General features: G+C 75.1%; 17 protein-coding genes. 10 read left to right on the top strand and 7 right to left on the bottom strand.

The genetic code is table 11. The features are described from left to right. Nucleotides 1–9 precede the first annotated feature (9 nt). Both SLAV_RS30395 and SLAV_RS30390 read left to right on the top strand, forming a co-directional pair. Complete coding sequence (locus SLAV_RS30395) at nucleotides 10–687, top strand: DUF5995 family protein (RefSeq protein ID WP_051841158.1); 678 nt, start codon at nucleotides 10–12, stop codon at nucleotides 685–687. Nucleotides 688–696: 9 nt separating this feature from the next. Next, nucleotides 697–1,332, top strand: a complete 636-nt coding sequence (locus SLAV_RS30390) for a hypothetical protein (protein WP_100660993.1) — start codon at nucleotides 697–699, stop codon at nucleotides 1,330–1,332. A 61-nt stretch (nucleotides 1,333–1,393) separates the two neighbouring features. Here the strand turns inward: SLAV_RS30390 and SLAV_RS30385 are convergent, their stop codons facing one another. The 4 genes from SLAV_RS30385 to SLAV_RS43400 all read right to left on the bottom strand — a co-directional run bounded on the left by SLAV_RS30385 (nucleotide 1,394) and on the right by SLAV_RS43400 (nucleotide 5,576). Then, complete coding sequence (locus SLAV_RS30385; protein ID WP_030234174.1) at nucleotides 1,394–3,091, bottom strand: flavin monoamine oxidase family protein; 1,698 nt, start codon at nucleotides 3,089–3,091, stop codon at nucleotides 1,394–1,396. 63 nt (nucleotides 3,092–3,154) lie between these two features. Then, complete coding sequence (locus SLAV_RS30380) at nucleotides 3,155–3,955, bottom strand: carbon-nitrogen hydrolase family protein (protein ID WP_030234173.1); 801 nt, start codon at nucleotides 3,953–3,955, stop codon at nucleotides 3,155–3,157. Between the two features lie 144 nt (nucleotides 3,956–4,099). Then, complete coding sequence (locus SLAV_RS43245; protein WP_158740745.1) at nucleotides 4,100–4,723, bottom strand: glutathione S-transferase C-terminal domain-containing protein; 624 nt, start codon at nucleotides 4,721–4,723, stop codon at nucleotides 4,100–4,102. Nucleotides 4,724–5,486: 763 nt separating this feature from the next. Further along, a complete protein-coding gene (locus tag SLAV_RS43400; RefSeq protein WP_335341806.1) occupies nucleotides 5,487–5,576 on the bottom strand; it encodes a putative leader peptide in 90 nt (29 codons plus the stop codon). A gap of 148 nt (nucleotides 5,577–5,724) precedes the next feature. Between SLAV_RS43400 and SLAV_RS30370 the strand changes: the two genes are divergently transcribed. The 6 genes from SLAV_RS30370 to SLAV_RS30350 all read left to right on the top strand — a co-directional run bounded on the left by SLAV_RS30370 (nucleotide 5,725) and on the right by SLAV_RS30350 (nucleotide 10,864). Beyond that, a complete protein-coding gene (locus SLAV_RS30370) occupies nucleotides 5,725–6,438 on the top strand; it encodes a GNAT family N-acetyltransferase (protein WP_030234167.1) in 714 nt (237 codons plus the stop codon). Nucleotides 6,439–6,524: 86 nt separating this feature from the next. Further along, nucleotides 6,525–6,665: a hypothetical protein gene (locus SLAV_RS41170; RefSeq protein ID WP_158740743.1), complete on the top strand. Its 141-nt coding sequence runs from the start codon at nucleotides 6,525–6,527 to the stop codon at nucleotides 6,663–6,665. Nucleotides 6,666–6,737: 72 nt separating this feature from the next. After that, nucleotides 6,738–7,913, top strand: coding sequence for an LLM class flavin-dependent oxidoreductase (locus tag SLAV_RS30365; RefSeq protein WP_030234164.1), 1,176 nt, complete (start codon nucleotides 6,738–6,740; stop codon nucleotides 7,911–7,913). A 53-nt stretch (nucleotides 7,914–7,966) separates the two neighbouring features. Next, complete coding sequence (locus SLAV_RS30360) at nucleotides 7,967–9,334, top strand: NtaA/DmoA family FMN-dependent monooxygenase (RefSeq protein ID WP_030234161.1); 1,368 nt, start codon at nucleotides 7,967–7,969, stop codon at nucleotides 9,332–9,334. Nucleotides 9,335–9,345: 11 nt separating this feature from the next. After that, nucleotides 9,346–10,470, top strand: coding sequence for an LLM class flavin-dependent oxidoreductase (locus SLAV_RS30355; protein WP_030234159.1), 1,125 nt, complete (start codon nucleotides 9,346–9,348; stop codon nucleotides 10,468–10,470). A 97-nt stretch (nucleotides 10,471–10,567) separates the two neighbouring features. Beyond that, on the top strand, nucleotides 10,568–10,864 hold the full coding sequence (locus tag SLAV_RS30350) for a WhiB family transcriptional regulator (RefSeq protein WP_030234156.1): 297 nt from the start codon (nucleotides 10,568–10,570) through the stop codon (nucleotides 10,862–10,864). A gap of 11 nt (nucleotides 10,865–10,875) precedes the next feature. Here SLAV_RS30350 and SLAV_RS41165 read toward each other — a convergent pair whose 3' ends face one another. From SLAV_RS41165 to SLAV_RS30335, 3 genes are all read right to left on the bottom strand, one after another. Then, nucleotides 10,876–15,504 (bottom strand): hypothetical protein, encoded by a 4,629-nt coding sequence (locus SLAV_RS41165; protein WP_030234155.1) that lies wholly within the window; start codon nucleotides 15,502–15,504, stop codon nucleotides 10,876–10,878. Nucleotides 15,505–15,727: 223 nt separating this feature from the next. Then, nucleotides 15,728–16,174, bottom strand: a complete 447-nt coding sequence (locus tag SLAV_RS30340; protein WP_030234152.1) for an Lrp/AsnC family transcriptional regulator — start codon at nucleotides 16,172–16,174, stop codon at nucleotides 15,728–15,730. A gap of 10 nt (nucleotides 16,175–16,184) precedes the next feature. Then, nucleotides 16,185–17,654 carry an amino acid permease gene (locus SLAV_RS30335; RefSeq protein ID WP_030234151.1) on the bottom strand — a complete coding sequence of 490 codons (1,470 nt, stop codon included), beginning with the start codon at nucleotides 17,652–17,654 and terminating at the stop codon, nucleotides 16,185–16,187. A gap of 352 nt (nucleotides 17,655–18,006) precedes the next feature. On the opposite strand from SLAV_RS30335, the gene SLAV_RS30330 reads away from it, so the two are divergent. Both SLAV_RS30330 and SLAV_RS30325 read left to right on the top strand, forming a co-directional pair. Further along, entirely contained in the window at nucleotides 18,007–19,026 is a 1,020-nt protein-coding gene (locus SLAV_RS30330) for a GDSL-type esterase/lipase family protein (protein WP_030234149.1), read from the top strand. A gap of 117 nt (nucleotides 19,027–19,143) precedes the next feature. Beyond that, a complete protein-coding gene (locus SLAV_RS30325) occupies nucleotides 19,144–20,109 on the top strand; it encodes an SCO0930 family lipoprotein (RefSeq protein WP_030234147.1) in 966 nt (321 codons plus the stop codon). The last annotated feature ends 123 nt before the right edge of the window (nucleotides 20,110–20,232 follow it).

Here is a 20,232-nt window from a genome sequence, read left to right as displayed (position 1 = left end):
GCTGCCGGCATGGAAGCGGTACTCGCGCGGATGCGCGCCCTCGACGAGCGGCTCCCCGCGCAGGACGGCGTGGCCGTCTTCAACCGGGTGTACCTGACGGTCACGCAGGCCCTGCACCACCGGATCGGCCACGGCGGCCTCCCCGCGCCCCGCCGGGCCGAGACGCTCGGCGTGCGGTTCGCGGAACGGTACCTGGCGGCGGTGGAGACGGACGGGCGGGCGCCGGCCTGCTGGCGCCCGCTCCTGCAGTACCGCCGCCACCCGGGCGTACGGCCGCTCCAGCACGCGCTGGCCGGGATCAACGCCCACATCGGGCACGACCTGGCCCTGGCGGTGGTCTCCTCCTGCCGCGCCCTGGAATGCCCGCCCGCGGCCCTCGAAGCCGACTTCCACCGGGTCGGGGACACCCTGGTCTCGCTGGAGGAGCGCATCCGGGAGGACCTGATGCCGGGCCCGGACCTGCTGGAGGTCGCCGACCCGCTGACGCACCTGATCGGCTCCTGGAGCCTGGAGCGGGCGCGGGCCGGGGCCTGGGCCGCGGCCCGCCTGCTGTGGGCGCTGCGGCACTCCCCCGACCTGGCCGAGGAGTTCGCCGAGTCCCTCGACGCGGGCGTCGGCCTGGTCGGCCGCTGCCTGCTCACCCCCTCGCCCCTGAAACCCCGTGCGACCGGGGCGTACGCCCTCTAGCCTCGGCGGATGGCCAGTTTCGCGACGCACCGGCTCCGGGTGCACGACTCCGCCCGCCCGCCGTACCGGAGGCTGTCGGCACTGCGCACCTGCCTGACGGAATTCGCCCCGTACGGCTTCTACGCCACCTACCACCACCTGTGCCGCAGTGCGGGGATCCCGCGCGACCTGGACGAGGACCCCGGGTCGCTGGTGCGGGCGGTGGAGGAGCTCGACGAGGCGCGGCGGCTGTGGCTTGCGGAGCTCGCCGCCTGGCAGGTCGGGCGGCGGGCGCAGAAGCGGGCGGGGGTGCGGCGGGCGGACCCGCCGCAGCCGTCGCAGTGGCTGTTCTGGCCGGACCCGGAGTTCCATCCGGCCGGGCGGCTCGTCGAGGTGATGCCCTCGGTGATGCGCGGGCGGTGGGACCTCGAAGGCCACCAGGGCCGGGACGGCGCGTGCCCCGTGTGCGGGACCGGCCGGGGGACGGTGGAGTGGGGCGGGGACGGGTACGGGAGGTACACCCTGTGCGCGGGGTGCGGCCTCGGGCTGGGCCGCAGGCCGCCCGGGCTGCCGGACGTGCGGGAGCGCGTCGAGGTGCGCTTCGCCCACCGTCTGCGCAGGCACCAGATCTGGACGCGCGCCCTGGAGGACGGGCGGCGGGCATGAGAACGGGCCGCCGCCGCGCTCGTGCGCGGGGGCGGCCCGTGGCCATGGGTTCCCGGGGGGATCAGTCCTCGGGGAGCTCGACCGGGGCGATCTCGTCGTAGACGTCGCCGGGGCCGGGGTTGCTCGCGTCGGTGGAGCCGCCCAGGTGGTGCATGACGCCCCAGACCGCGTTCAGGGCGGTCTGGACGGCACCCTCGGCCCAGCCGGCCGTCCAGGAGATGTCGTCGCCCGCGAGGAAGATGCCGCGCTTGTCCTCGGGGAGGCGGTCCTGCATGAAGTGGGTGAACAGGCGCCGCTGGTAGCGGTAGTGGCCCGGCAGGTTGGCCTTGAACGCGCCCATGAAGTAGGGCTCGTCCTCCCAGGACACGGTCACCGGGTTGCCGATGATGTGACGGCGGATGTCGACCTTGGGGTAGATCTCGCCGAGGGACTTCAGCATGACCTCCATCCGCTCGTTCGCGGACAGCGGCAGCCACTTGAGGCTGTCGTCGCACCAGGTGTACGAGAGGCAGATGACGGCCGGCTGGTCGGGGCCGTTGTCCAGCAGGTAGGTGCCGCGGGTCATGCGGTCGGTCAGCGTCATCGACATGACGTCGCGGCCCGTCTCCTCGTCCTTGTCCAGCCAGAACGGCCGGTCGACGGGGACGAACAGCTTGGACGACTCCATGTAGTGGGTGCGCTCGATCGCCGTCCAGTGGTCGATCGGGAACAGCGTGTCGTCGCACTCGATCTTCGACAGGAGCATCCACGACTGGGCCGTGAAGATCGCGGCGCGGTACGTGCGGATGTCGCCGGAGGCGTCGGTGACCGTGATGCGGTTGCCGGCGGTGCGGTGCAGGCGGGTCACGGCCGGGCGCGGGGCGCCCTCGTGCAGGGAGGACAGGGAGGTGCCCTGGGCCCAGTGCAGGATCTTCTCGGGCTCGCGCTCCCACAGGCGCAGCGGCAGCTGCTGCGAGCCGCCGACGATGCCGCGGTGGTGGTCGTCCGCCTCGGTGTAGACGACGCGCAGGATCTCCAGGATGGAGTTCGGGAAGTCGGTGTCCCAGCCGCCGGTACCGAAGCCGACCTGGCCGAAGATCTCGCGCTTGCGGAAGGACTTGAAGGCCTCCGACTTGCACAGGAAGCCGTAGAAGGTCTCGTCGTCGAGCTTCTCGACGAGCTTGGCCCAGATCTCGCGGATGCGCGGGACGTCCCGCTCGCGCATCGCGGTGTTCATGTCGGAGAAGTCGGCGCCCTCGTCCAGGCAGGCGTTCCACGCGGCCGACACGTCGCGGTAGATCTGCGGCAGGTCGGCGATGGTCTCGGCGTAGTGCGTCTCGCCCTTGAGGTCGACGACCGTCGAGGGGGTGGACTCGGCGAGCGGGTTCGGGAAGGGCTCCGTGACCAGGCCGACCAGGTCGATGTAGTGCTGGAGGGCGGTGGAGGACGGCGGGAAGCGCATGGCGCCCATCTCCGCGGTCAGGCCCTCGGTGCCCGCGCCCTCGAAGCCGACGGTGCGCAGCCGGCCGCCGATCTGGTCGGCCTCGTAGACGACGGGCTTGAGGCCCATCTTCATCAGCTCGTAGGCGGAGATGATGCCGGACAGACCGCCGCCGATGACGGCGACCTCGGTGCCGTGCTCGGTCGCCGGTATCTGACCGAGGCCCGCCGGGTGGGCGAGGAAGTCGTCGTACGCGTACGGGAAGTCCGGCCCGAACATGGTGATCGGGGGCTGACCGTCGCTGTGCGGGACGGCGGTGGTGGGCACCGTGGACGTCATGGGGGTACGTCTCCTTGCGGGGTCGGGCAGGTGGCGGCGGGGCGGGCGGCGGGCGGGGCGGGCTCAGACGAGGGAGGCGTAGAGCCCGGGGCGGCGGTCGCGCAGGTACGGATTGGTCTCGCGCGAGGCCTGCAGGAGCTCGGGGTCGGCCTCGCCGAACACCATCTCCTCGCCGCGCCCGGCCCGGGTGCGGGTGACCCCGTCGGGACTGGCGAGGCAGCTGAGGCCGACGAACTCGAACTCGCCCTCGGGGCCGGTCCGGTTGACGTACGCGATGTACATCTGGTTCTCGAAGGCGCGGACGGGCACCAGCTGCTCGGCCACGAACTGGAACGGGTGCATCTGGGCGGTCGGGACCAGGAGGAGGTCGGTCCCGGCCAGCCCGTGGGCCCGTACGTTCTCGGGGAACTCCACGTCGTAGCAGATCATGATGCCGATGCGCAGGCCGTTCAGGTCCGCCTGGACGACGGGGGTGTCGCCGGGGGTGAAGGCGTCCTGCTCGAAGCAGCCGAAGAGGTGGGTCTTGCGGTAGTTGGCGAGCGCGGTCCCGTCGGGGCCGATCAGCTGCGCCGAGTTGAAGACCGCGTCGCCCGCCTTCTCGGGGTAGCCGTACAGGACGGCGATCCCGTGGCGGCGGGCGATCTCGCCGATGGCGACGGCGGACGGGCCGTCGGCCGCTTCGGCGAGGCCGGGGACGTCCTGGAGGTCCAGCGCGTAGCCGGTCAGGAACATCTCCGAGGTCACGAGGAGCCCGGCCCCGCCCTGTGCGGCGCGCGCGGCGGCCTCGTCGAGCCGCTTCAGGTTCTCGGCGGTGTCGCCGAGCCGTCCGGAGCTCTGGAGGAGTGCGGTGCGCAGCGGGGGCATGGGCGTACCTCTGTGACAGGTGGGGTGGGGGTCGTAAAACGGTACGTTCGGGCGTTCGATCGGTACAAGTAGTGAGCGTTGCGCTGGGCGCATCGATTCGTTGCGCGTTCTGCGGGGTGTGCGGCGATTCGTTGCGCCGCTGCGTTACGAGGCCGCCCCGAAGGCCGGATGGGCGCACAGGCGGCGGACGTAGGCCCGCAGGTGCGGACCCGCCGCGGGCAGCACGGCGGGGTCCAGCAGGGCCACCCACAGGTCGGCGTCGGCGACGGTCGGGCGGTCCCCCAGAGCGTACGGGCGAACGGCGAGCCGGCGCTCCAGCAGCTCCAGGGCGGCGGTCCGCTCGGCGGCCGGGGCGACCGGGTCGGCCGGGTCGAGGAGGGCGCGGACGGCGGAGGTGAAGGCGGCGGGGGCGGGCGGGGCCAGGTCGGGGCGGCCGGCGAGGCGGACGGCGAGGTCGTCGAGGATGTCGGGGGTGTGGTTGCTGACGACCCGGCCGCTCCAGGTGTCACAGAGGGCGGGAACGGCGAGGGTGCCGTCGTAGTGGTGCCCGGCCGCCTCGTAGGCGCGGCGCAGGGCGGCGTACGAGGCGGGCGCGGCGAGCAGGGTGGTCCCGACGGACCCGGTGAGGCCGAGCAGGGCGACGGCGGCGCGGACGCGCCGGGACCGCGGACAGGCTTCGGCGAGGTAGAGGTGGTACCGGTGCGGCACCGGGAGGAACCCGGCCCCGATCCGGCCGCGCGGAGCGGGGACGGGGGCGGTGCGGGGCATGACGGTGGGAACCATTCTGATCCTCCGGGGTGTGGACGATGACGGACGCTCCCCCCCTGGCCGGGGGAGGACGAACAGGGGCGACGCCCCCGCCCGGCCCGGCGGGAACCCCTCATGAACGACGAGCGGGCCCACCCCTGGCGGGGGCGGGACAGCGGGCCCGGGCCCCCGGCCGGAATCCCGGCAGGGGCGGGCGGTGGGCGGCCTCGCCCTGCCCGGGAGGCGTGCGCCGCGACCCGGTGGTACCGGACCACGGGCCCGCGCAGCGACCCCGGCGGGGCAGCCACCGGCCTCACCGGACCGGACCGCCGCCCCCGGCAGGGGCGGAACAGCCGGCCCGGCCCCCGGGCGGAAGCCCGGCAGGGGCGGGGGCGCCCTGGGGGGGCACCGTGAGGCGGGTGGTGCCGGATGACGGGCCCGCGCGGCGACGCCGGCAGGGCGGCCACCGGCTCGCCGGCCCGGACCGCCGCCCCCGGCAGGGGCGGGTCAGCCGGTCCGGGCCCCCGCCCGGAAGCCCGGCAGGGCGGCTGGTGGGCGGCCGCGACCTGCCCGGCACCGGGCCGGACGGTCCGCGCCGGCGAGGGCCGGGAAGGCGGGCGCCGCGAACCGGTGGTGCCGGACAGGCCCGCGCAGCCGTCGGCCTCGCCGGCCGGACTCGGGCCGTCCGGCCCTGGCGGGGGCAGGACGGTCGGTCCGGCCGGGCCGGGCGGCTCGCCGGCCCGGCAGGGCCGGGTGCGGCGGGCTCCAGGGGCCGGGGCCGGGGTCAGGGGCGGGTGGCGCTGCTGACGCGGAGGAGGTCGATGTGCAGGCGTCGGGTCAGCCACCAGCGGCGCGGCGTCCGTACCGGTGTCACGGAAATCGACCTGCCCCCCGCTGCCCACGGGGCTTACCCTGCCCCTGGCCGTCGCTGTCCCCCGCAGTCTCGTGGCGCCGCGCGGGGCCGTCAAGAAGGCGGTCAGGGGCGGCTGTTGACCGCCCCCACGGAAGGATCCCCGCACCCGATGCGCACCGAACATCCCGCCGCCCCCCTGGACAACCCGGTGTGGGCGTCCCTGACCGGCCCGCACCGGGCCTTCGCCGAGACCGCCCCCGGCGGTCTGGCCGCCCGCTACCTGCCGGCCGCGAACCCGTTCGCCGCGCTGGCCGACCCCGCCGACCCCGCCGCCTGGGCCGACCTCGCCGCGCTGATCGGGCCCGGCGAGACGGTCTGGCTGACCGGCCTGCCGACCCCGCCGGCCGGCTGGGCCACGGTGCTGGAGATCCCCGGCGTCCAGTTGGACGGCCGGGCCGTCCGGGGCGAGGCCGCGCCGGAGGCCGTACGCCTCGGGCGGGACGACGTGGCGGAGATGACCGAGCTGGTCGAGCTGGCCCAGCCGGGCCCCTTCCTGCCCCGCACCGTCGAGCTCGGCACGTACCTCGGGTTCCGGCAGGAGGGCCGGCTCGTCGCGATGGCCGGGGAACGCATGCAGCCGCCGGGCTGGACGGAGATCAGCGCCGTCTGCACCCACCCCGACCACCGGGGCAGGGGCCTCGCGGGCCGGCTGGTGCGGGCCCTCGTCGGGGAGATCCTGGAGCGCGGGGACGCGCCGTTCCTGCACGCGGCCGCCGAGAACACCCACGCGATCGGGCTGTACGAGTCGATGGGGTTCACCCTGCGCCGGAAGCCGGTCTTCATCGGCCTGCGCACCCCCGGGGCCGACGGGATCCGGCCGTAACGCGGCTTAACACGGGGTTCATTGAGTGCCGCCGGAGTCTCCCGTAGCGTCGGTGGAACGGGAGCACGGACGGAGGGAGGAAGGCCGTGGCGGTGAACACGTGGCAGATCAGCGGTCGTCCCGCACTCCGTCCGGCTCCCGTGCTCGCCCCGCGCCGGCTGGTGCGCCTGCACGCGCGCACCCACGTCGACCTCCAGCGGGTCTGCGCCTCCCTCTGTCGCCCCTGATCGCGTCCCGAGCCGCCCGCGGCACCCCGCCGCGCCGGCCACCGCACGTCCGATCAGGAAGGCAGTTCCGCCGTGCCCCCATCCGACCCCGCCCCGCTCCACCTGGCCGTGGCCCTCGAAGGGGCCGGCTGGCATCCGGCCGCCTGGCGCGAACCGGGCGCCCGGCCCGGTGAGTTGACCACCGCGCGCTACTGGGCGGACCTGGTCGCCGAGGCCGAGGCCGGCCTGCTCGACTTCGTCACCTTCGAGGACGCGCTCGGCCTGCAGTCCACCGATCCGGCCGAGGCCGACGGCCGTACGGACCTGGTCCGCGGCCGGCTCGACGCGGTCCTGGTCGCCGCCCGGGTCGCGCCGCTGACCCGGCACATCGGCCTGGTGCCGAGCGTGACCGCCACGCACACCGAGCCCTTCCACGTCTCGAAGGCCGTGGCCACCCTGGACCACGTCAGCCGCGGCCGGGCCGGACTGCGCGTGCAGATCTCCGAACGCCCGGACGAGGCACGCCACTTCGGCCGCCGCACCGCCTCGGAACCGGCCTCCGTCCTGCTGGCCGAGGCGGCCGACCACGTCGAGGTGACGCGGCGGCTGTGGGACAGCTGGGAGGACGACGCCGAGATCCGGGACGTGGCCACGGGCCGCTTCGTGGACCGGGAGCGGCTGCACCACATCGACTTCGAGGGACCCCACTTCAGCGTCCGCGGCCCCTCGATCACCCCGCGTCCCCCGCAGGGGCAGCCGCCGGTCAGCGCCCTTGCGGCCGACGCCTCGGCGTACCCGCTGCTCGCCCGCTCCGCCGACCTCGGATACGTGACCGCCCGGGACGCCGGTCAGGCCCGCGCCGCCGTGGCCGGGATCCGGGCCGCCCAGGAGGCGGCGGGCCGGGCCGGGCGGCCCCTGCACGTGTTCGGCGAACTGACCGTCTTCCTCGACGCGAGCCCCGCGGCGGCGACCCGGCGGCTCCAGCGGCTGGACTCCGTCCACGGGTCGGCGTACACGAGCGACGCCCTGCTGTTCGCGGGGACACCCGCGCAGCTCGCGGACCTGCTGCTGGACTGGCGGCGGGCCGGGCTGGGCGGCTTCCGGCTGCGGCCCGGCGTGCTGGCGCACGACCTCCCGGCGATCACCCGCGGCCTGGTGCCGGAGCTCCAGCGGCGCGGCGCCTTCCGGCGTTCCTACGGGGCCTCCTCGCTGCGCGGCCTGCTCGGGCTCCCCCGCCCCGCGAACCGCTACGCGCGGCCCGCCGCCTGAGCGCGGCCCGACCACACGACGCACCGGCCACGACCCGGAGGACACGTACCACCATGGGCAAACCCCTCAAGCAGATCCATCTGGCCGCGCACTTCCCCGGGGTCAACAACACCACCGTGTGGAGCCACCCGGAGGCCGGCAGCCACATCGACTTCGACTCCTTCGTCCACTTCGCGCAGACCGCCGAGCGCGCCCGCTTCGACTTCCTCTTCCTCGCCGAGGGACTGCGGCTGCGCGAACAGGGCGGCCGGATCCACGACCTGGACGTGGTCGGCCGGCCCGACACCTTCACGGTCCTCTCCGCCCTCGCCGCCGTGACCGAGCACCTGGGCCTGACCGGCACCATCAACTCCACCTTCAACGAGCCCTACGAGGTGGCCCGCCAGTTCGCCACCCTCGACCACCTGTCGGGCGGCCGGGCCGCCTGGAACGTGGTGACCTCCTGGGACGCCTTCACCGGCGAGAACTTCCGGCGCGGCGGCTTCCTGCCGCGCGAGGAACGCTACGGGCGGGCCCGCGAGTTCCTGGCCACCGCCAACGAACTGTTCGACTCCTGGGACGGGGGCGAGGTCCTCGCCGACCCGGCGTCGGGGGTCTTCCTGCGGGACGCGGGCGCGGGCGCCTTCGTCCACCGGGGCGAACAGTTCGACATCTCGGGGCGGTTCAACGTGCCGCGCAGCCCCCAGGGCCGGCCGGTGGTCTTCCAGGCGGGCGATTCGGACGAGGGCCGGGAGTTCGCCGCGGCCGACGCCGACGCCATCTTCGGCCGGTACGCCACCCTGGAGGAGGGCCGGGCCTTCTACGCGGACGTCAAGGGCCGGCTCGCCCGGTACGGCCGCACCCCGGACCAGCTGAAGATCCTGCCCGCGGCCACCTTCGTCCTCGGTGACACCGACGCCGAGGCCCGGGAACTGGCCCGCGAGGTACGCCTCGCGCAGGTCAGCGGGGCCACGGCGATCTCGTACCTGGAGCACGTCTGGAACCGGGACCTGTCCGCGTACGACCCGGACGGCCCGCTCCCGGAGGTCGACCCGGTCCCCGGGGAGAACACCGTCGCGCGGGGCCGGGCCAGCGTGCGCATGTTCCGCGATCCGCTGGCCACCGCCCGGGAGTGGCGGGAGCTGGCCGCCGCCCGGAAGCTGTCGATCCGGGAGCTGGTGATCGAGACCACCGGACGGCAGACCTTCATCGGCTCGCCCGCCACCGTCGCCGCCGCGATCGACGACCTGGTCCAGCAGGACGCGGCCGACGGTTTCATCCTCGTCCCGCACCTGACGCCCGGCGGCCTGGACGGCTTCGCCGACACCGTCGTCCCGCTGCTCCAGGAACGGGGGGTGTTCCGGCGCGAGTACTCCGGACCCACCCTGCGCGACCACCTGGGCCTGGCCGCACCGCGGATCCCGGCCCCCACCGGCCCCTGAGGAGGAGCACCGTGTCCCGTACCCCCCTCGGGGTCCTCGACCTCGTCCCCGTCCCGTCCGGCTCCACCGCCGCCGAGGCGCTGCACCACACCGTCGCCCTCGCCCGGCAGGCCGAGCGGCTCGGCTACGCCCGCTACTGGTTCGCCGAGCACCACCTGAACCCGGGGGTCGCCGGGACCTCGCCCGCCGTGCTGCTGGCGCTGACGGCCGGGGCCACCTCCACGATCCGGCTCGGGTCGGGGGCCGTGCAGCTGGGCCACCGCACCGCGCTGTCCACGGTGGAGGAGTTCGGGCTGATCGACGCCCTGCACCCGGGCCGCCTCGACCTGGGCCTGGGCCGCTCGGCCGGCCGGCCGCCGCAGCCCGCGCCGGACGCGGCCCCGCCCTTCGAGGGGTGGACGCCGGGCGGGCTGCGGATACCGCCCCGGTTCTCCTTCGCCCACCTCCTCGGCCACCCCCGCGTGGCCCTCCAGCAGCGGTTGCTGAACCTGCCGGGGGCCCGCCCGCAGGACTACGCCGAGCAGGTGGGCGACGTACTGGCCCTGCTGCGCGGCGAGTACCGCTCCCCGGAGGGGGTGGAGGCGCACCCCGTCCCCGGCGAGGGGGCCGACGTCCAGGTGTGGATCCTGGGCAGCAGCGGCGGGCAGAGCGCGGAGACGGCCGGCGCGAACGGGCTGCGCTTCGCCGCGAACTACCACGTGAGCCCGGCGAGCGTGCTGGAGGCCGCCGAGGGCTACCGGGCCGCCTTCAAGCCGTCCGCCGCACTGGACCGGCCGTACCTGACGGTGTCGGCGGACGTGGTGGTGGCCCCGGACGACGCGGAGGCCCGCGAGCTGGCCGCCGGGTACGCCCCCTGGGTGCACAGCATCCGTACCGCCGAGGGCGCGATCCCCTTCCCCTCGCCGGGGGAGGCGCGGGAGCTGGTGGCCGGCTGGTCGGCGGCCGATCACGCGCTGGTCGCCGACCGGGTGGAGACCCGGTTCGTGGGGTCGGCGGCGACGGTCGCGGACCACCTGGAGCGGCTGCGGGAGGCCACCGGCGCGGACGAGCTGCTGATCACGACGATCACGCACTCGCCCGCCGACCGGGTGCGCTCGTACCGGCTGCTGGCCGAGGAGTGGGCCCGGCGCCCCTGACCGGTGGCGGACGAAGGCGGTCCGCTCCGCCGGGTTTCGGAGTGCCGCTCGCGGTCAGACGCGGGAGGAGTCACGGAACCTACGGAAGGGAACTGCCGTGAAAGACGTCTCCCGTCTGCCCGGCGCCGCGCACCACCACTGGCAGTGGCAGGCCCGGGCCGCCTGCCGGGGCCTGGGCCCCGGCAGGTTCTTCCACCCCGCCGGCGAGCGGGGCGAGGAGCGCGAGGACCGGGACGAGGCCGCGAAGCGGGTGTGCCAGGGCTGCCCGGTGCGGGCGGCCTGCCTGGAGCACGCGCTGCGCACCCGCGAGCCCTTCGGGGTGTGGGGCGGACTGACGGAGGAGGAGCGGCGGCGGCTGCTGTCCGGCGCCGCCGCCCGGCCCGTGTCGGTGTAGCCCCGGGCCCGTTACGGGCGTGCCTGCCGCCAGGCGCGGGCGAACAGTTCGTGCGGGGGCAGCGGGGCGAGCAGCCGCAGCGTCATCGCGTACAGGCTCTTGCCCGCGGCCCACGCCAGGTGGCCCTCCAGTTTGGCCTTCTCCAGCGGAAGGTGCGGGGCCTTCAGGTCCGCCCACTCCCCGGGGAGGAACGCGGTGCGGCCCGCGCGGGCCCGCTTGCCGCTCTCCACCGCCCCGGACGCGACCAGTTCGGCCTGGGCCGCCTTGTGCCGGGCCGCCGTCCAGCCGTTCCAGCGCCGCACGGCCCGGTCGGTGGGCCGGGCGAGCGCGAGCAGCTGGAGGTGGAGGGCGGCGGCGTCCGCGCCGACCCCGAGGGTCCGGGCGACCTCGGCCACCAGGTCGGGGGCGCTGAGCGAGGGATCGGTCTCGTAGCCGCCCGGGGGCACGGGGGTGTCGGCGGCGCGGGCGGCGAGCCGGTCGAGCCCGTCCAGGAGCCGGGCGGTGCGCGGCAGGTCGTCGAGGATCCAGGCCGGTCCCCGGGCCCCGCACGTGGCGGCGGCCCGATCCGCTCCGCCGGGGGCGGTGAAGGCGGCGGCCCACAGGAAGGTCTCGCCGGAGGGGGCGCCGACCAGGAGGGTCCCGTCGGCGTGGACCGTGTCGGGTTCGGCGCCTTCGGCCATCGGGACCGTACCGGGCAGGACGGTCCCCCGGTAGGGGCTGAAGGCCGGGTCGGTGGGCACCGACCGTCCCAGGCCGGGCAGCTTTCCGAGGGGGATCAGCGCTCCGGGGCCCGCGAGCTGCTCCCGCAGCCGCCGGTGCAGGAGCAGGGCCCCGCTGCGGGCGGGGTCCCCGACGGGGCGTTCGGTCAGCGCCCAGGCGATGACGGTGGCGGCCGTCCGGTGGGCGGGCGCCGAGGGGGCCACCCAGCGTCCGGCGGTGCCGTCCGGTTCGGCGTACCGCAGTTCCAGGGCGCCGCGGCGGTCCCGGGTGAGGAGGAAGCCGTCCTCGCCGAAGGGCTCGGCCTGCGGGGCGCGTCCGGCGGGCAGGCTCCTGGCCCAGCTCTCGTGCAGGCCCAGCTCGGCCTCCAGGGCGGCGGCCAGCTCCTCGTCGGCGGGCTCCTCGGCGCCGAGGAGCCCGTTCCAGGCGGCGGCCATGCGCTCGGCCGCCGCGGTCGTCCCGGCGGGCTCCCACAGGTCGGCGGGGTCCTGCGGGAGGCCCGCGGCGAGGACCGCCCGGCGTCCGGCCGCGCCCAGGGCCCGGCAGAGCTCGTCGTAGGCGGAGACCATGGCCTTGGTCGCCTTGTACGGGGGCCCGCCCAGCAGGCGCTGGTGCTCGCCGTGGTCCTCGCGGCGGGGGAACCCGGCGAGGACCAGGGCCGCGACGGGGCCGCGTACGCCGGTGAGCCGGGCGAAGGCCTCCCGGGCGGCGGGGGACGCCGTCAGCGGTCCCCGCTCGGCGAGCAGTTCCAGCAGCCGGGGCAGGCGCGCGGTGTCGTCCGTGTCGACGGTGAGGGTCTCGCGGTCCTCGGCGCCGTCGGGCTCGGGGTCGGCGGCCCGCTGGAGGAACCATTCACCGTCGCCGCCGTCGGCGGTCGAGGCGAGGGGGTGTCCGGCGGAGCGGACGGCGGCCAGGGCCTCCGGGGCCGCGCGGCCGGTGCGCCAGGTGCTGCCCGGTTCGGCGAAGGGCTGCCCGCTCCAGGTCTCCAGCAGGGCGGCGAGCGCGGCCCGGTCCGCGTCGGAGGTGGTGGCGGCGCAGGCCCGCCAGGCGACGGCGCCGATCCGGCCCACGAGCGGCTGCCAGGGCGCGGGGTCGGCGGGCAGGGCGAGCAGCCGGGTCTCCTCGTCGATCTCCCCGCGCAGGTGGCGGCCGTCGGCGGCGACGGCGGTGAGCAGGGCGGGCTGCGGCTGGGGCTCGGGGCAGCCGTGGTGGCGGCGCCGGTCGGGCAGCAGCCCGAGCAGGGCGGGGGTGAGTTCGGTGTCGGGTACTTCGGTGCGCAGCGACACGGCCGGTTCGGCGCGCAGGAGGGCGACGCGGCGGGACAGGGCCCGGCGGCGGCGCAGGATGTCGGCGGCGCGGTGGGCGGCGCGGGCGACGCCTTCGGCGATCCGCGGTTCGAGCGCCCCGGGGAGCGCGGGGGCCGGGTCTGCGCGCACGGCGGCGTCGAGGAGGTCCCGTACGAGGGGCTCGGCGACGGTCCGCAGGGCGTGTGAGGAGGTCTCGTCGCGGGGGGTCAGGAAGTGCCAGAACGCGGGCGGCGGTACGGGTCCGGCGCCGTCGCCGAAGCCGGGGGCGCGGCGGCGGTCGGAGCCGGGGAAGCCGTGGACCTGCCACAGGAGGGAGTTGTCCTCGGCGGAGTGGCAGCGGACGGTCTCCTCGCCCGCGAGGACCGCGTCCTCGCCGCCCGCGGGCATGCGCAGGACCGCCCAGGGACGGCGGCCCGGGCGCCGGCTGCGGTAGGAGGCGCTGCGGCCGTCGGTGCCCTGGAGGAGGAACTCGCGGGGCGAGGGGCCGGCGTAGGGGGTGCGGTGGAGGACGCGGAATCCGACGAGGCGGCCGTCCTGTCCGAGCGGGGAGGCGGGGGCGCCGGGGGGCAGCACGGCGAGGGACTGCACGTCCCCGAAGAGCCGGGTGCCGGGCGGGGGTTCGGTGGCGGTGTGGAAGGCGGGCGGGGTGCGGTCGGTGCCGCGTTCCCCGGTGTCGGGGTCGACGCGGGTCCAACTGCCCCAGGAGCAGAAGGTCCGGGCGCTCCAGAAGCGGGTGCCGTCGCTCATCTGGACGTCGTGGTGGCCGATGCCCCCGCGCCCGCCGGGGCGCAGGACGACGCGGCCGTCGTGGCGGCCGGTGCCGTCGGGGGTGGCGAACTGGTAGCCGAGGCCGTTCTGGACCATGCCGCCGTAGCGGCGCAGGCCGTACGTCTGCTCGGGCTCGAAGACGTCTTCGGGGTGGTCGGTCCAGAAGGCGCGGTCGGGAACGTTGTTGCCGGCGTCGCTCCAGGCGACGAGGAACTGTCCGCCGATGTGGTGCACGGTGAGCGAGGGCGCCGCGGCGGCCGGCTCGTCGGGGGTTGCGGCGGGCCGGGGTGCGGTTCCGGGGATCCGGAAGGCGCAGGCGTCGCGCCGGCCGGCGTGGTCGACGGCGAAGGCGCGGTCCGGGCCGTAGACGGTGAGGACGGGCCAGGTGCTGGTCACGCCGACGACGCGGTCGGGGCCGCCGAGCTCGGCGACGGCCTCGTCCAGGGCGGGCCAGCCGAACTCCTCGGGGAGCCCGGCGCGCAGGGCGCGGCCGAGGGGGCCGGTGAGGTCCAGGCCGGCCAGTGCTTCCTCGATGCCGTCCAGGGCGCGGGCGGTGGGGCGGTCCAGCAGTCCGTGGAGCTCGTCGACGGCTTCGTCGGCGGCGGCGAGTCCGCCGCCGCGCAGGGCGTCGAGGAGGGCTTCGACCCGGCCGTGCACGCCGGCGGCGATGCCCGCGTTGTGCGGGAGGCGGGTGATGGCGCTGCCCGCGGTGCGCAGGGCCTCGTGGACGGTGCCCTCCAGGCGGGGGCCGAAGACGGGGTCCGCGGCCAGGGCCTTGAGGTCGCGCCGGGAGCGGCCGTCCCGGAACTCCAGCCGCACGGCGGGTCCGGGGTCCTCGACGGCGATGCCCTCGGCGAGGCAGGCGTCGAGCAGGTCGGCGTCGAGCCCGGGGTGGCGGTAGCGGTCCTCGTGCAGGCGCAGCGGGGCGGCGGCGCGCAGCCGGGGGGCCCAGCGGGTCAGCAGCTCGAAGAGTTCGGCGGGCATGGGCTGGCGCATGATGCCGCTGCCGGAGCGGCCGTGGCCGAAGCGGTGGGTGTAGCGCGCGAACCAGCCGTCGAGGCCGCCTTCGGGGACGATCCGCCCGGCCGCGGCGGCGTCGGCGGCCCCGCAGGCCAGGAGCAGCCGCAGCCAGGCACCGGCGTCGCCGCGGCTCTCGGGGAACAGGTCGAGGAGCAGGGCGGCGGTGTCGTCGGCCGGGGGGTGCTCGGTCAGCAGGGCCGTGGCGGCGTCGAGCAGCCGGTCGGGGACGTCCTTGCCGTGGGCGGCGCCGAGCAGGGCGCCCAGTACCCGGGCTTCCTCGGCGGTGCCGGCTCCGGCCGCGCGGGCGGAGATCCGCAGGCGGCGGGCCAGGTCGGCGGGGGGCTCGCCGGGCGAGGCGGCCCAGGCCTCCAGGAAGCGTACGAACTCCTCGTGCGCGGCCCGGGGGTCCAGGGTGGCGGTGAGCCAGGTCTGGTGGGTCCCGATGGCGGTGGCGGGGAGGGCTCCGGCGCGGGCGAAGAGCAGCAGGTTGGCCCGGTGCCAGTCGGGGTCGACGGGGAGCCGGTGGGCCTGCTCGGCCTTGCGGGCGAGGGCGTGGGCGCGGGCCGCGGAGCGCAGGTGCCAGGGGATCAGCCGGTGCCCGAGGGTGTCCCAGAACCAGGGCAGGTGGGCGGGTTCCAGGGTCCTGACGAGCCGCTCCAGGCCGTCCACGTACCGGCCGGGCTTCTCGTAGGCGGTGTGGAGGGTGGAGAGGGCCTCGGCGAAGAGCGCGGCGGCGTCCGCGGCGCGGGCGGGATCGTGGGCCGCGGCCCAGTCCGGGTAGACGGTCGAGCGGTGCGGTTCGGCCGGCGGCAGGATCTGGATCTTCATGTCGCCGATCCTGACACGCCCCTGTGACAGCCCCCGGCCCTCGATCCCGCCGCGGGAAAGAGCCCCGTCCCCCGCCTCGCAGCCCGCACGGGGAGGCTGAGCCGAAGGGGCGCGCCGTGCTCTCAGGGGCGCACGCCCGGAGGAAACCGCGAGGAACGAGCGGTTTCTGAGGACGTACGCCCCTGAGAGCACGGCACCGGCGCCCCGGAGGCGAAGCCTCCCCTCAAACAGAGGTGAAGCGGCGCAGCAGGGGGGAGAGGACCAGGACCGACTTGGTGCGTTCCACGAAGGGCTCGCCCGCGATGCGCTCCAGCACCCGCTCGAAGTGGCGCATGTCGGAGGCGAAGACCTGGACCAGGGCGTCCGCGTCGCCGGTGACGGTCGACGCGGACACCACCTCGGGGTACCGCTCCAGCCCTCGCCGGATGTCGTCCGGCGAGGTGTTGTGGCGGCAGTAGATCTCGATGAAGCCCTCGGTCTCCCAGCCCATGGCCGCCGGGTCCACGCGGACGGTGAACCCGGTGATGGCGCCTTCGGCGCGCAGCCGGTCGACGCGCCGCTTGACGGCGGGGGCCGAGAGGCCGACCTCGGAGCCGATGTCCGCGTAGGAACGGCGGGCGTCCTCGGCGAGGGCGTGCACGATGCGTTCGTCGAGATCGTTCAGTCGCACTGCGGGTGGATCACATTTCTGCTGTGGCCACTTCTTCGGTGGCCAGGCGGGAGCGGCGGATGCCGTAGGTGAAGTACACCACGAGGCCGACTGCCATCCAGCCACCGAAGACGATCCACGTGGCCATATCGAGACTGAACATCATGTAGCCGCAGGCGAGGAAGCCCAGGATCGGCGTGACGGGGAAGAGCGCCACCTTGAAGGTGCGCGGCATGTCGGGCTTGGTGCGGCGCAGGATGATCACGGCGACGTTGACCAGGCCGAAGGCGAAGAGGGTGCCGATGCTGGTGGCGTCGGCGAGCTTGCCCAGCGGGATGAAGGCCGCGAGGAGGCCGCAGAAGACGGAGACGAGGATGACGTTGGCGCGGGGGGCGCCGGTCTTCTCGTCGACCTTGGCGAAGACCTTGGGGACGAGACCGTCGCGGGACATCGCGAAGAGGATGCGGGTCTGGCCGTAGAGGACGGCGAAGACGACGGAGAAGATCGCGATCACGGCGCCGGCGGCGAGGACGACGCCCCAGAAGCTGTGGCCGGTGACGTCGGTCATGATCTGGGCGAGCGCGGCCTCGGTGCCCTCGAAGTCCTGCCACGGCATGGCGCCGACGGCGACGAAGGCGACCAGGACGTAGAGGACGGTGACGATGCCCAGCGAGAGCATGATCGCGCGCGGCAGGTCCTTCTTCGGGTTCTTGGCTTCCTCACCGGCGGTGGAGGCGGCGTCGAAGCCGATGTACGAGAAGAAGAGGGTGGAGGCGGCGGCGCTGATGCCGGTGACGCCCAGCGGGGCGAGCGGGGTGTAGTTGCCGGCCTTGATGCCCATGACGCCGATGCCGATGAAGAGCAGCAGGGTGACGATCTTCACCCCGACCATGATCGAGTTGACCGTGGCGCTCTCCTTGGCGCCGCGCATCAGGAAGACCATGGAGAGCAGGACGACGACCAGCGCCGGCAGGTTGATGAACCCGCCCTCGCCCAGCGGTGCGGAGACCGCCGAGGGGATGGTGACCCCGATGGTCCCGTCGAGGAGCTCGTTGAGGTACTGGCCCCAGCCGACGGCCACGGCCGCGACGGAGACGGCGTACTCCAGGACCAGGCACCAGCCGCAGATCCAGGCGATGAGCTCGCCCATGGTGGCGTACGCGTAGGAGTACGAGGAGCCGGAGACCGGGACGGAACCGGCCAGCTCGGCGTAGGACAGGGCCGAGAACAGCGCGGTCAGGCCCGCGAGGATGAAGGAGATCGTGACGGCCGGGCCGGCCTTGGGGGCGGCGGTGCCGAGGACGACGAAGATGCCGGTGCCCAGGGTGGCGCCGATGCTGATCATCGTCAGCTGCCACATGGTGAGCGAGCGGCGCAGCGAGCCGCCCTCGCCCTGACCGCCCTCGGCGACCAGTCGCTCCACCGGCTTGCGGCGGAGCAGGGGGTTGGCGGGCTTGCGGGCCTCGGACGTGAGCGGTGGCGCCTGGCCGTGATCGAGCACGAAGGGACTCCTTTGACACTGCGGATGGGGACTGTCAGGCGTCGACCGCAGCGGTCCGGAGCAGTTCCGAGGCAGGGGTGAACCCTGTCTGGGCATGGGGGGACCGCCGAGCAGGCGGTCCGCGCCACTCCACGTACAGCGAGTGAGCCTACGAGCTGAGTGATACCGCCCGTAATGCACCATCCTTGCACATTGGCGAACGATCATTGCGCGGATCTGTCCGAGATGGACGTTTGTTGCGCACAGATGATCGATCACTGCGCAGCCCTCCCTCGACCCCCTTTCTTGACACGGCGTCAGACATGCCGCAGCGTGCCCCGTGGTTCCCCTGTCCGACGATCGGAGGCGAAGAGTGAGGCCGACGCAGACGGAGTCCGACGAGCGGTGGCTGGATCCCGGACCGTTCCTGCGCGGGGTCGCCTGGCTGCACGAGGGGCGCCCCGTGCGCGCCGACCCGGCCGACACGATGCGGCTGCCCTGGGACACCGGCGAGCGCGCCACCCTTCCCATAGGGGTGCGGCTGGAGTTCACCGCCGGGTCCGCGCACGCCGTGGAGATCCGCTACCGGGCCACCGTGCCGGGCCCCACCGACGCGCTGCGCGACCTCGCGCACGGCTTCGCCCTGTGGAACCGCCACGGCCGGATCACCGAGGTGTTCACCGAGCCCGCCACCGAGTCCGTCGTACGCCTCCCGCTGCCCCGCGGCGGCGGCCCCTTCACCCTGCACCCGCCCGAGGCCCAGTCCCCCGCGGTCCTGGGCCTGCGCGGGATCGGCGGCCCCCTCGCGCCCGCCCCCCGGGGCCCGCGCTGGGTGGTGCACGGCGACTCCATCACCGAAGGCTGGTGGTCCACCCGGCCCGCCCACGGCTGGCCCGCCGTCGCGGGCCGGGCGCTGGGCTGGGACACGGTCAACCTCGGCTACGCGGGCGCGGCCCGCGGAGAACTCGCCACCGCCGAGCAGCTCGCCACCCTCCCCGCCGACGTCCTCACCCTCGCCTTCGGCACGAACTGCTGGTCCCGGGTGCCCTTCACCGCGCCCCTCCTCTACGAGACCACCCGCACGTTCCTCGACCTGATCCGCCAGGGCCACCCCCGCACCCCCCTGCTGCTGCTCTCCCCCGTGCTGCGCCCCGACGCCGAACGGACCCCCAACCGCCTCGGCGCGACCCTGGGCGCCCTGCGCGACGCCATGGAGCGGGCCACCCGTGACCGGATCGCCGCCGGGGACGGCCGGCTCGCCCTGCTGCCGGGCCGTGACCTGCTGGGACCCGAGCACCTCGCGGACGGACTGCACCCCGACGACGAGGGGCACCGGATTCTCGGCCTCGCTGTGGTCACGGCCGCACGGCGGGCCGGGTTCGACGGAGTGTGAGTGAAACAGCTCATACCGGTCCCGCTGAACAGAACGCTCCCGCCGGCCCGTGTCCTGCACAAGTTGCCGATCCTCCGGCGACGGAATCGGCAGACACCACACGTGGGAGAGATCGACATGGGCATCAAGCGCGGAACTTCCCTGGCGGCGGTCGCGGTCGTCGTCACCCTCGCGGCGACGGCCTGCGGCGGGTACGACAAGGCCGCCGACGCGACCAAGCCGGCCGGTGCGGTCGCCGACGCCCAGGCCCCCGCCGCCGACCCCTACGGCAACGAGAAGCCCGCCCAGGACGCGGCGGCCACCGGCGCCAAGGCCGGCGGGCAGCTGGCGATCGCCTCCACCGACCAGCTCGGCTCCGTCCTCACCGACAGCGCGGGCTTCACCCTCTACCGCTTCGACAAGGACACCGCCAAGCCGCCGGCCTCGAACTGCGACGGCGACTGCGCCAAGGCCTGGCCCCCGGTCCCGGCGGGCGACGCGACCGCCGCGGCGGGCATGGACCCGGCCATGCTGGGCGAGGTGGTCCGCAAGGACGGCAGCAAGCAGCTGACGGTGGCCGGCTGGCCCGCGTACCGCTTCGCCAAGGACACCAAGGCGGGCGACCTGAACGGGCAGGGCGTCGGCGGCACCTGGTTCGCCCTGGCCCCCGACGGCAAGAAGGCCGCGAAGCCCGCCGCGGGCGCCGGGACCGGAGCGGGGACGGGAGCGGGCGCCGGACAGGCCTCGGGCGCCCTGACCGTGGCCAAGGACGCCAAGCTCGGCGAGCACATCGTCGACGGCAACGGCATGACCGTCTACCGCTTCAAGCCGGACACCGCCTGGCCGATGGTCTCCAAGTGCGAGGGCGACTGCGTCGCCAAGTGGCCCGTCGTCCCGCCGGTGGACAAGGTCAACGCCAAGGGCATCATCGAGAAGAACTACCTGGTCCTCGACCGGCCCGACGGCAAGAAGCAGCAGACCGTCAACTGCTGGCCCGTCTACACCTTCACCGGTGACAAGAAGGCCGGCGACACCAACGGCCAGGGCGTGGGCGGCACCTGGTACGCCGTCGCCCCCGACGGCAAGCTCATCACCGTCCAGTAACCCCCGCCCCCGCCCTCCCCGGGCCCCACTCCCCCACTCCCGATCCGCGCGGTCCCCGCCCCCCTCCCCCCGGGCGGGGGCCGCGCGCCGTTTCCCGGCAGGGCGCCGTTGCCTAGAGTGAGC

Source organism: Streptomyces lavendulae subsp. lavendulae, from assembly GCF_002803845.1.
Lineage (GTDB): Bacteria > Actinomycetota > Actinomycetes > Streptomycetales > Streptomycetaceae > Streptomyces > Streptomyces lavendulae.
Note: the sequence above shows the minus strand (reverse complement) of the source record. Positions and strands in the feature narration are given on the sequence as shown.